Raw genomic sequence first — 9,732 nt, 5'->3', positions numbered from 1 at the left:
GTTTGTCAGCAGTCTGAGACGCCCTTGAGGCGTCTTTTCTTTTCTCAATCGTTTGCGCTACACATCTTCTTTTTTCGAACAGCTTTTTCGCCACCTTGCCCCTGTCATATGTGACAGGGGCATTTTTGCCATCCCGCACTAGGCTCTCTTATGCCAATTGAGCCTGCTGTCAACAGCGGCTCGTGGCTGGGGGGAGGGCTGATCCAGTTACAGATAGCTGCACAAACAGGTCCATAGTTATCGCGCCAACCGGCAGTGATGACACCCCGGTGGAGACCGGAAACCACTTGAATCAACGGGGCGCAGCCCGAACGGCCAAACGAGTCGGGACCATAGAGCACGGAGAGTTTGATATGTCAGAACAAGCAGTGTTGGTGGGTGGATGGACCGCATATCACAAGCTGACCGCCGAAGATCAGGCGGTATTTGATCAGGCGCTGAAAGGATTTGTCGGGGTGCAATATGTACCCTTTGAAGTCTCCACTCAAGTGGTGGCTGGCACCAACTACCGCTTCAAGTGCAAGAGCACTGTGCCGCTCGCCCAGCCGATCCATGGCGAAGCCGTGGTGCAGATCTTCCAGTCTCTGGATGGCTCGGCCCATATCACCTCCATCACCCCGATCTGATCGGGTTGCGGGCAAGGCGGGGAGGGGGAGATCTCCTAACCAGTTGGCTCTAACAACTAGCAATAGAAAAGACGCCCGAGGGCGTCTTTTCATTTTCCAATTGTTTGCGAGAAAATTTTGCTGTTGGTGCAGGGGATGGAGGCCATGTTGCCAACGTTGTCGTGATGAGTGCCCGAGTCGAACGGCAGAGCGCCATCTATCGCGTCCACATAGGGTGGCAGGCTGTGGTTTCTCTGGGCAGGGGAGGGAGTACGAGCTCTGTTCATCAGGATCCGTTTGGAGTAATTGCTTCGGATGCCTCCCGCTTTGATTCTCCATCTTGATGCAAGAGGGTGATGCGAGCTGCTGATACGCACCCAAGATGGGGTAATTTCTTGATCTGGCTTGGGAAACGCCCACCTTTCTCTTTTTCTTGCCTCTCACGCTCGCTAGGATAGTAGTCTGGATATGGTCTCTTTGGAGTCGCCTATGAACCAGATCAGAGATACCACATGGGTCAAAGGCAGCAAACTGGAGGCTGTCGGGCGGTAGCTTGGGTGTAATTCGGCTCTGGCGCCAGCACTGTGATGCCACAGCGGATAGAAGCGTATATGGTCTGACACCAGTGACTGTTTGCTAATGTCATGATTTAAAATGATTTTTTTAGGTGGTTATGAAGATGACGCGGAGTTATACGGAAGGCTCTGATATTGGATGAGTACCGCTTTCCATCTAATCACTGTTAACTCTCTTAAGCTAGTGCAAGGAATCACCAGTGTCGTTTGAACAAACATCAGAGAATAATCCATATAACATCACGAAACGCCAGCATTACCACATGCAGGCAATCCTCAAGAAGTTTGCCGTGAGCGATCAAATACAGATCACATCTAAATCAGATAAGCAATCTCGCTTTACTGACTCTATGGATCAATGTTTTATGGGGCGTCGAGCTTGGTCAGAAGAGTGCGAAAAACATATTAGTCATCCCATTGAGAGGAGGTTTCTAGCTCAAGTCAGGCGAATCGAAAACGCCGAGAGCATTTGTGACCATAAAGCTATTTCTGAGTATCATTTGCTATGGTATTTGCGCTATCACTTCTCGAAGAATGAGGTTGAAGATTATGACCTCTTTAAGAACCTCCAATGTGGCAGCTTGGATCGAGAAGTTGAGGAGTTAGTTGAGTCATGGGGAAAAGTGCCAGTAAGATCAGGAGGGAAAATTGCTGGTCGATTCAAGGCCACAATTGATATAAAGGAATTGTTGATCAGTAATGAACATGTCTATAGAAAATATAAATGGCAGGTCGTAAAGTCTAGTTTGAGAAACTTCATTTCTGCAGACTGCTATGGTGAAACTTTAACTATGGCTGTAACACCAAAAATATTTCTTATTGGTGGTGAAAATATCAATGAGGCAGTTTGTTTAGCAACGAGTGACGAGGTGGAAGAGCTAAATGAAAAAACAATAAAATGTGCTAGAGAGTTTTATTTTGGAATTAACTAAAAAGAGTTAATAATCGCACTAGCTAGGATGTTCGCAAGCTAGCATCTATTACGCGGGTGTTAGGTACAACAAGATCGAGGTTTCAATGGCTCACGAAGTATTCCTAAATCTGAATGAAAAAATTGTTCTTCACAAGGACGTTGAAGTTGAAGTAAAAGCCGACGGTGCGAAACTCGGCACACTTCTTATCAGCAAAGGAAATATAGAGTGGCTCCCTGTAGGGAATTCAGTAAACAAGCATCGCCTTACTTGGAAGAAATTCGCTGAACTGATGGAAACCCAAGGCAAACCAGCCAGGGTTAAGAAAGGCAGTGCCTAACTGTACAGATCTAGTTATCACCTGACACCGGCCTCAAACCGGTGTCTTGTTTACGCTACTTTAGTGCGCACTTCCTTCGGTATCAATTTCAGACCCTTCTTGAACATGCGGTAGGGGGTCTGACCCTCCATCATCCTGCCCTGATGTGGCCGCTGGGTGTTGTAGTGTTCCAGCCGACATTCCGCACCTGATTTAGGAATAAATTTGCCGATAGCGCTCACCCAATACCTCCAAAATGATCTGCTGGTCTCCTGTTAGCTCCGTTACTTGTGGCGGAGCGTCTCCCAGTCGATATTCATGGATGCCACCAAAGCGCAAAAAGATCCAACGGGCCGTCGGCTGCTGGGTCGGCTTCTTTTTCATATCCGCCACGCTGCGGTTTTGCTCCACTAATCCTTGCCGGATACGATGCTCCAACGCGGCGTAAATCATCAGGCTACAGGTCATAGAGATACCTAGGACACCCATCTTTTTGGTTCGGGCTATGCTACGCCTTGCTCAAAAAGGTGGGTGTCCCAGATTTGTTCACAAACTGCCGAATGAGATATCAAATAGCGGATAGTCGACTTTGGCGCTTTGCCTATCCTCGTGGATCAGGATGAAATGTTCCTTGATGCTGTCGATATCCATGCTTATGTCACTCAAAAAGTGAGCATAAGATCACACCACGATCTTCGGAGTCAACAACTGGAGAAATTTGAACAAAAAACATTCATGATCTTGCCTTGGGAGCCACAGAAGATGCTCTTCAAGCAGCTAATAATTTTCATGAATGGTTGAGGCATAGCATGCTGGTGTGTCAGGCACATGTAATCTCGTCACCAACCTTGTACTCGATTTCGTTAAGTCGGATTCCTGCACTCAAACACCATGTAATCAAAAGCTTTCTAGGAATGGATGAGGCCAGTACATGGGTGGCAGAAAAATTGGCGAGTGAGACCAATGAGTGTAACAGCGGACGATAGTCGCTTGTGCTGAACATGTTGTTTGGACACGGACATAATATCTATAGATGAATGGACTTAAGTCATGAAGGAAGGAGCACTATATCGATAATTTTTCGAACGATGCTTTGCATGAAAAATAGCACATGTGACCGCTTGACGATGTGAGCACAACACTGATATATATCTCGCAATTTTAACAACCATGGATGCATTAACTCCACCGTGAACAGTCAACCGTCATCTGTCCCCCCCGATTATATCAAGTGTAACTTAACTTTGTTGTGGAGGACGTGGTGATAGAACCAATCCTCTCCCTCCTGCTGGGGATCTTGATCATCCTCGCAATCATCGCAGCCAATGGCTACTTCGTAGCTCAAGAATTCGCCTACATGGCGGTTGACCGCACGAGGCTTGCAGCTCGGGCTGCGGAAGGTGATTTGGCGGCAAAGCGAGCGTTAGCCGTTACTAAACGTACCAGCTTTATGTTGTCTGGAGCGCAGCTGGGGATCACAGTTACAGGTCTTATCATCGGCTTTGTTGCCGAACCACTTATAGGTAAGTCGCTCGGGGCCATTCTTGGTGGAATAGGTATACCTACTGAGGTTGGTGTAACAATAGGCACTGTACTGGCCCTGGTCGCTGCAACAATCATCCAGATGATTTTCGGTGAGCTGTTCCCGAAAAATCTCGCAATTGCGAACTCAGAGCCACTGGCTCGGGGATTGGCTAACTCAACCCTGATTTACCTTACTGTGTTTGGATGGCTTATCGGTTTCTTCGATAAATCAGCCAACTTATTGCTGAAAGCACTGCGCATTGAGCCAGTCCATGACCTAGATGTCAGCGTGTCAGCTGACGACCTTCCCCATATCATTGCAGATTCTCGTGATAGCGGAGATCTCCCTGTTGAGCTCTCACTGATGATGGATCGGATCCTGGACTTCCCACAGCGTGATGTTGAGCATGCAATGATCCCGCGTTCACAGGTGGATTGGCTCAGCCCGACAACCACACTAGGTGAACTGCGCGAGATGATGGCCCAGGGTCATACTCGTTACCCAGTCGTTGATGATGATACGCCAGTCGGCGTTGTACATCTGGCTGACGTACTTTCAAACCTGTCTAAAGGTGGTGCTGATCTACCTGTATCAGCAGTGATGAGAGACGCCTCTGTTGTCCCTACCTTGATGCCATTACCAGATGCACTCGGCCAGTTGCTCCGCACCAATAACCAACTTGCATGCGTTATCGATGAGTATGGTGGTTTCGCGGGTGTTCTAACTCTGGAAGACCTGGCAGAAGAGATTGTCGGTGAGATTACAGATGAACATGATCTGGAACTTGGAGATCCGGTTACTCAAAGTGAAGAAAATGTCTGGTTGATGGATGGTGATGTTCACCTGGATGAAGCCGAGCGAGCCATTGGTTATGAGCTTCCCCGCAATGATGTTGAAACTGTGGCTGGGATGCTTATTGCCGAGCTCGGGGCACTACCGGTTAAAGGTGACTCTGTGACTATCGTATTGCCTGTAGATCCTGCTGAGCTGGTTGCAGATGAACCGCTCCAGAGGAAGTTGATCGTGGATGTTATAGAAGTCGAGCGATACGTCCCAACGGAAGTCCGTGTACGGTTGGTCGAAGAAGCAATGAATGAGGATGACCGATGAACGACCCACTGCTCGTAACCTTAGCAACCGTTGCTTTAATCGTACTCAGCGGCCTATTTGTGATAATCGAATTTGCTCTTCTCGGCGCTCGCAGGCACCGTTTGGAGGAGCTGGCAGTGAATAGTCGCTCAGCCAGAGCCGCATTGCGTGGTATGAACGATTTAACGTTAATGCTTGCTGGCGCACAGCTAGGCATCACGTTTTGTACTTTCGCGTTGGGTGCGATCACCAAGCCTGCCGTTGATAACTGGCTCGAACCACTGCTCTCCGCTTGGGGAATGCCTGTATGGATTGCAGGTGGCGCATCATTTGCAATCGCGCTTTTTGCTGTCACATTTTTGCACTTGGTGATCGGTGAAATGGCACCAAAATCCTGGGCTATCGCACACCCAGAAAGGTCTGCCTTAGCGATTGGTATCATGGCTCAAGCCTATATATGGCCATTACGTCCTTTGATGCGTTGGGTAAATAGCTTGGCAAACCGTCTTGTGAAAGCCGCTGGTGTCGAGCCAGTTGAGAGCGCTGCTGTGGGGGGGCAGGATATCGCCACCATACGCCAACTGGTTGAGCATTCAGCCAAGACGGGAACACTCGAACCTCAAGTTCAGCAGCAGATCTCCAGCCTCATAGATCTGGGGACTGTTCAGGTGAAGACTCTGCTTGCGGAAAACAGCGAACCTACATATGTCAATGTGGGAGCGAAGGTTGCCGATGTTCGTAATGCTGCGCAGAAATCGGGTCATCTACGAATCCTTCTTCTAGGTGCAACTGAATCAACACCGTTAGTAGTACACCTAAGGGATACTCTGATGGAAAGTGATGACCGTCCTGCATACGAAATCGCACGTCCAGCATTCATCCTTGATGCCAAGACGCCTGTCTATGAGTCACTAGCCCGCATGCGCAAATCAAGCGTTCAGTTTGCGGTTGTGATGGATGGCCTAGATATGTGCGGCGTAGTAACCCTCAACGATATTTTGAAGAAGGTTTTGCCTGCTGCATCCTCATAGAAGAATGTTCACAAGTTAAATTAGTCTCTGCTAGTTTAGCTTTTTCATAGCATCTGATATGTTTACATCAACAACCCTCTTTTAATGCTTACAGTTATGTAAGTCGAGAAAGAGGGTCGTTCGGTTACATGAATCCTCTGCTTTATGTGGAGTACCCACGCATTATGAACAGATGATTAACAGCAGGGACAATGGAGCAATCTGAATGGCAAAGTTTGGGATGTTCATAATATTAATGATGGCATTTCTATTCGTAATGCAAATCCCACGTTTGAATAACACTCCCAATGAAAAACCTCTAATTCAAGATGGCACAAAGAAAAAGCATATAGCTCCCGAAGATATTACGAGTGAAAAGATGCTATACACGTACATTACAGCTAACATTATTTATTGGGAGGGCCATATTTGGCACTTGGTAAACAAGCCAGATGAGCATCATGGAACTATAGAGTCGCTAAAAGAAATAAATGAAGCATTTAACGAAGTAAGTTATCCAGAGTGCTTGAACCCTATAGATAATTTATTGAAAAAGCATTCAAGTGAGACAATAAAAAATCTGTCAAATCAGCATATTCAGGATTTTGAAGTTGCTGTGAGTCGTGCAATCAGAGAGAAGATTGAACTAAAGCCAAAATTAATGGAGACCCTCGTATCTTGCCAGCTAAAGTTACCATCATTGCTCTGATATGAAGTAATATGTAGCCATATTAGCACCATTTCATAACTGCATGACAAACGAAAAATATCATTCATAATTTGGATTTTCAATGGACTACTTTCAATCAGTTTTTCTAGCCTTAGTTCAAGGATTAACAGAGTTCCTTCCTATATCCAGTTCGGCTCACTTAATATTACCAGCAAAAATATTTGGTTGGGATGATCAAGGTCTTGCATTTGATGTAGCAGTACATGTGGGTACGTTAGCTGCTGTCATAATTTATTTCAGAAAAGATGTCTTATCCCTCTTACACGGCCTCATATTACATGGCAAGGGAGAACGAACAGAAGATGGCCGCATAGCCTTATTGTTGATCTTGGCGACAATCCCAGCTACGTTGCTTGGCTTTCTTGGAAAGGATATTGTTGCAGGTGCTGCACGAAGTACACTTGTCATAGCAGTGACAACCATTACATTTGGATTACTGCTTTGGTATGCAGATAGAACATCATCCTTACAAAGAAAATTAGACAGTCTCAATTACAAAGACGCTATTAAAGTTGGCCTTGCTCAAGCTGTAGCATTGATACCAGGAACATCTCGTTCAGGTATTACCATGACTATGTTGCTTTTGCTTGGTTTTGATAGAAAAACAGCGGCTAAGTTCTCATTCCTGCTTTCAATTCCAATTATTACACTTGCAGGTATATATTTGAGCTATCAACTTATTGTGAGCTCAATTCAGATTGATATCATTGAATTACTTATTGGGATGCTCGTAAGTTTTGTATCAGCGTATCTGTGCATTCACTATTTTTTGAAAGTGATTGAAAAAATGGGCATGCTTCCATTTGTTGTGTATAGATTGTGCCTCGGCGTGGTCTTGCTGTTTTTCTTCGTTTGAATATGGAGGTTAAATGAAGGCAACATCACTAGAGAATAAAGCATTTCTCCTGACGCTCATTATTGTGAGTTGTTTCTTTATCTGGATCTTGCTGCCTTTCTTTTCTGCTGTGTTTTGGGCATGCATCATCGGCGTCCTGTTCGTTCCTGTAAAAGAGTTAATATCGGAGAGAACCGCTCTAGGTAAAAATATATCCTCATTGCTCACTTTGCTGATATGCATTGTTATCCTAGTTGTGCCATTACTCTTCATTGGATGGTCTTTTGGTAAAGAGATAAACAGTCTCTATAGAACGATGCAGGAAGGGAGAGTCAACTTTGGTGAGTATTTAGATACGATCAAGGTATCCTTCCCTGGGCTACAGGACTTCATGGCCTCCATTGGTGTTGATTACGAAGATATTAGAAATCAACTGACCAATGCAGCAGTGTTTGCTACAAGATTCATCGCTCAGCATGCATTTGTACTTGGACAGGGTGCCTTCAAAGTCATCCTGGATGTATGCATTATGCTATACATCGCATTCTTCATGATTAGGGATGGGAGATATCTAGTTCAGAAAGCTATTGAGACGCTACCGCTAGGTGATGACCGAGAGAAGCTCATGCTTGAAAAATTCTCAGAGGTAGCCAGGGCTACGCTTAAGGGGAATTTTGCTGTCGCTTCGCTGCAAGGCTTTCTTGGTGGATTAATCTTTGCAGTTCTAGGCATACAAGGCCCTGTGATATGGGGTGTGGTCATGACTCTGCTTTCATTAATTCCTGTTGTGGGGGCAGGACTAATATGGGGGCCAGTTGCAATATATCTATTTGCCTCTGGGAATATTATGGATGCAGTCATCTTGACCACATTTGGTGCATTCGTCATTGGCTTGGTAGATAACATTATTAGACCTATATTGGTTGGTCGTGATACCAAAATACCTGATTACTTAGTGCTTCTTTCTACATTAGGGGGCATTGTAGCATTTGGTCTTAATGGTTTTGTTTTGGGGCCAGTTATCACCGCCTTATTCATCACTACGTGGTCAATATTTGGTGATGACATAAGTTTTAGAAAAGAATTCAATGACAGTAACTAAGTGCTTAGAGTAACGCATTGGGCTCCTTTAAGATAAGGGAGCCCAAACATAAGGAGTTTGGGATGCAATTCTATAAACGCATGCTAGTGGTGTTGAGCTCAGATATCAATGATGTGTCTGTATCAGCATTAGGTCAGGCTATTAAAATCGCTAAAGCAAATAACTCAAAAATTACGATACTAAAAATCATTCCACACTTCTCGTCCTTCCTGATAAGCAGTACGGACGAAAACATTATAAAAAACAACTTTATTGTAGGGGAAAAGTCTGAACTGCTTAGATTATCAGGCTTATTCGGAAATGAGGTGGATATAGATACGGTGCTGTCAATTGGTGATCACGATATCGAAATAAAACGACAACTGAGTAAATATGAGTATGGATTGATAATTCAGTTTGTTGATGGGGATTCCTGGTTTAATCAAATTATAAGTGATGAACATTACAATTATATCCTCAGTGCGTCCAACCCACTTTTACTGGTAAATAGCAGAGCGAAACGCTTGTTTGATAAAGTTATTGTGATGGCCCTTGATGCTAAAACCTTTGAGAGCATAGAGCTGGTATTGCCTATATTAAGTCTCTCGAATAAACCATCAGAAATTTGCATTGCAACAATAAAATTAAATGCTGTCATCCAAGATGAAAGCATCGAATCCAAGTTGAAAGCAATAGCAACAGAGTTTCATGTTATAAATAGCTATCACGAAAGAGAAGTATTAAAGCTGATCTCATCATTAGAGAGTGATGTGCTCGTGATAAGTGGAGGTGAATCTTCCATTCCTCTCGAAAAAATAATTCAAAAGGTACTATCTGAGTCAGACTGTTCAGTTCTTGTCATGAAACCATCATTCCGCACCTAATTTTTGCATTTTAAATGGTGATGACGTTCACACAAGCAGAATTTAATTGAGAAAACCAGCGAGTGAAAAATGGGACACCCACCTTTCTGAGCGCCGCGTAGCGGTCAATAGTGCCGTAGGGTGCAATAAAATTGCACCTCTACTTTTGTTTCTCATACCTTGCCCAAA

At 44.9% G+C, this 9,732-nt stretch carries 9 protein-coding genes and 2 pseudogenes; 9 read left to right on the top strand and 2 right to left on the bottom strand.

Annotated features, from left to right (window positions below; translation table 11 throughout):
* Positions 1–353: 353 nt before the first annotated feature.
* The 3 genes from BN1117_RS18100 (at position 354) to BN1117_RS18090 (ending at position 2,431) form a co-directional block, all read left to right on the top strand.
* Complete coding sequence (locus tag BN1117_RS18100) at positions 354–626, top strand: hypothetical protein (protein ID WP_040099652.1); 273 nt, start codon at positions 354–356, stop codon at positions 624–626.
* Positions 627–1,380: 754 nt separating this feature from the next.
* Complete coding sequence (locus BN1117_RS18095) at positions 1,381–2,112, top strand: hypothetical protein (RefSeq protein ID WP_040099650.1); 732 nt, start codon at positions 1,381–1,383, stop codon at positions 2,110–2,112.
* An 85-nt stretch (positions 2,113–2,197) separates the two neighbouring features.
* Positions 2,198–2,431 (top strand): hypothetical protein, encoded by a 234-nt coding sequence (locus tag BN1117_RS18090; protein WP_040099648.1) that lies wholly within the window; start codon positions 2,198–2,200, stop codon positions 2,429–2,431.
* Between the two features lie 50 nt (positions 2,432–2,481).
* Here the strand turns inward: BN1117_RS18090 and BN1117_RS19585 are convergent.
* A pseudogene (locus tag BN1117_RS19585) lies at positions 2,482–2,604 on the bottom strand (IS481 family transposase); the annotation flags it as partial.
* Positions 2,605–2,623: 19 nt separating this feature from the next.
* Positions 2,624–2,884, bottom strand: a pseudogene (locus tag BN1117_RS18085) (IS1634 family transposase); the annotation flags it as partial.
* 787 nt (positions 2,885–3,671) lie between these two features.
* Here BN1117_RS18085 and BN1117_RS18075 point away from each other — a divergent pair.
* The 6 genes from BN1117_RS18075 (at position 3,672) to BN1117_RS18050 (ending at position 9,564) form a co-directional block, all read left to right on the top strand.
* Positions 3,672–5,045: a hemolysin family protein gene (locus tag BN1117_RS18075; protein ID WP_040099643.1), complete on the top strand. Its 1,374-nt coding sequence runs from the start codon at positions 3,672–3,674 to the stop codon at positions 5,043–5,045.
* A complete protein-coding gene (locus BN1117_RS18070) occupies positions 5,042–6,055 on the top strand; it encodes a hemolysin family protein (protein WP_040099641.1) in 1,014 nt (337 codons plus the stop codon). Before BN1117_RS18075 ends, BN1117_RS18070 begins: the two co-directional genes overlap by 4 nt.
* Before the next feature lie 205 nt (positions 6,056–6,260).
* On the top strand, positions 6,261–6,743 hold the full coding sequence (locus BN1117_RS18065) for a hypothetical protein (protein ID WP_040099640.1): 483 nt from the start codon (positions 6,261–6,263) through the stop codon (positions 6,741–6,743).
* 82 nt (positions 6,744–6,825) lie between these two features.
* Positions 6,826–7,620 carry an undecaprenyl-diphosphate phosphatase gene (locus BN1117_RS18060; RefSeq protein ID WP_040099639.1) on the top strand — a complete coding sequence of 265 codons (795 nt, stop codon included), beginning with the start codon at positions 6,826–6,828 and terminating at the stop codon, positions 7,618–7,620.
* Between the two features lie 13 nt (positions 7,621–7,633).
* Positions 7,634–8,701: an AI-2E family transporter gene (locus BN1117_RS18055; protein ID WP_040099638.1), complete on the top strand. Its 1,068-nt coding sequence runs from the start codon at positions 7,634–7,636 to the stop codon at positions 8,699–8,701.
* A 62-nt stretch (positions 8,702–8,763) separates the two neighbouring features.
* Entirely contained in the window at positions 8,764–9,564 is an 801-nt protein-coding gene (locus BN1117_RS18050; protein ID WP_040099637.1) for an adenine nucleotide alpha hydrolase family protein, read from the top strand.
* Positions 9,565–9,732 lie beyond the last annotated feature (168 nt).

This window comes from Aeromonas australiensis (genome assembly GCF_000819725.1).
Classification (GTDB): Bacteria; Pseudomonadota; Gammaproteobacteria; order Enterobacterales; family Aeromonadaceae; genus Aeromonas; species Aeromonas australiensis.
This window is presented reverse-complemented; position numbering and strand designations above follow the sequence as displayed.

Bases quoted from the DNA above. Each gene is read 5' to 3' on its own strand.
- BN1117_RS18055 (WP_040099638.1), top strand. From the start codon at position 7,634: ATGAAGGCAACATCACTAGAGAATAAAGCATTTCTCCTGACGCTCATT.
- BN1117_RS18060 (WP_040099639.1), top strand. From the start codon at position 6,826: ATGGACTACTTTCAATCAGTTTTTCTAGCCTTAGTTCAAGGATTAACA.
- BN1117_RS18100 (WP_040099652.1), top strand. From the start codon at position 354: ATGTCAGAACAAGCAGTGTTGGTGGGTGGATGGACCGCATATCACAAG.
- BN1117_RS18065 (WP_040099640.1), top strand. From the start codon at position 6,261: ATGGCAAAGTTTGGGATGTTCATAATATTAATGATGGCATTTCTATTC.
- BN1117_RS18070 (WP_040099641.1), top strand. From the start codon at position 5,042: ATGAACGACCCACTGCTCGTAACCTTAGCAACCGTTGCTTTAATCGTA.
- BN1117_RS18090 (WP_040099648.1), top strand. From the start codon at position 2,198: ATGGCTCACGAAGTATTCCTAAATCTGAATGAAAAAATTGTTCTTCAC.
- BN1117_RS18050 (WP_040099637.1), top strand. From the start codon at position 8,764: ATGCAATTCTATAAACGCATGCTAGTGGTGTTGAGCTCAGATATCAAT.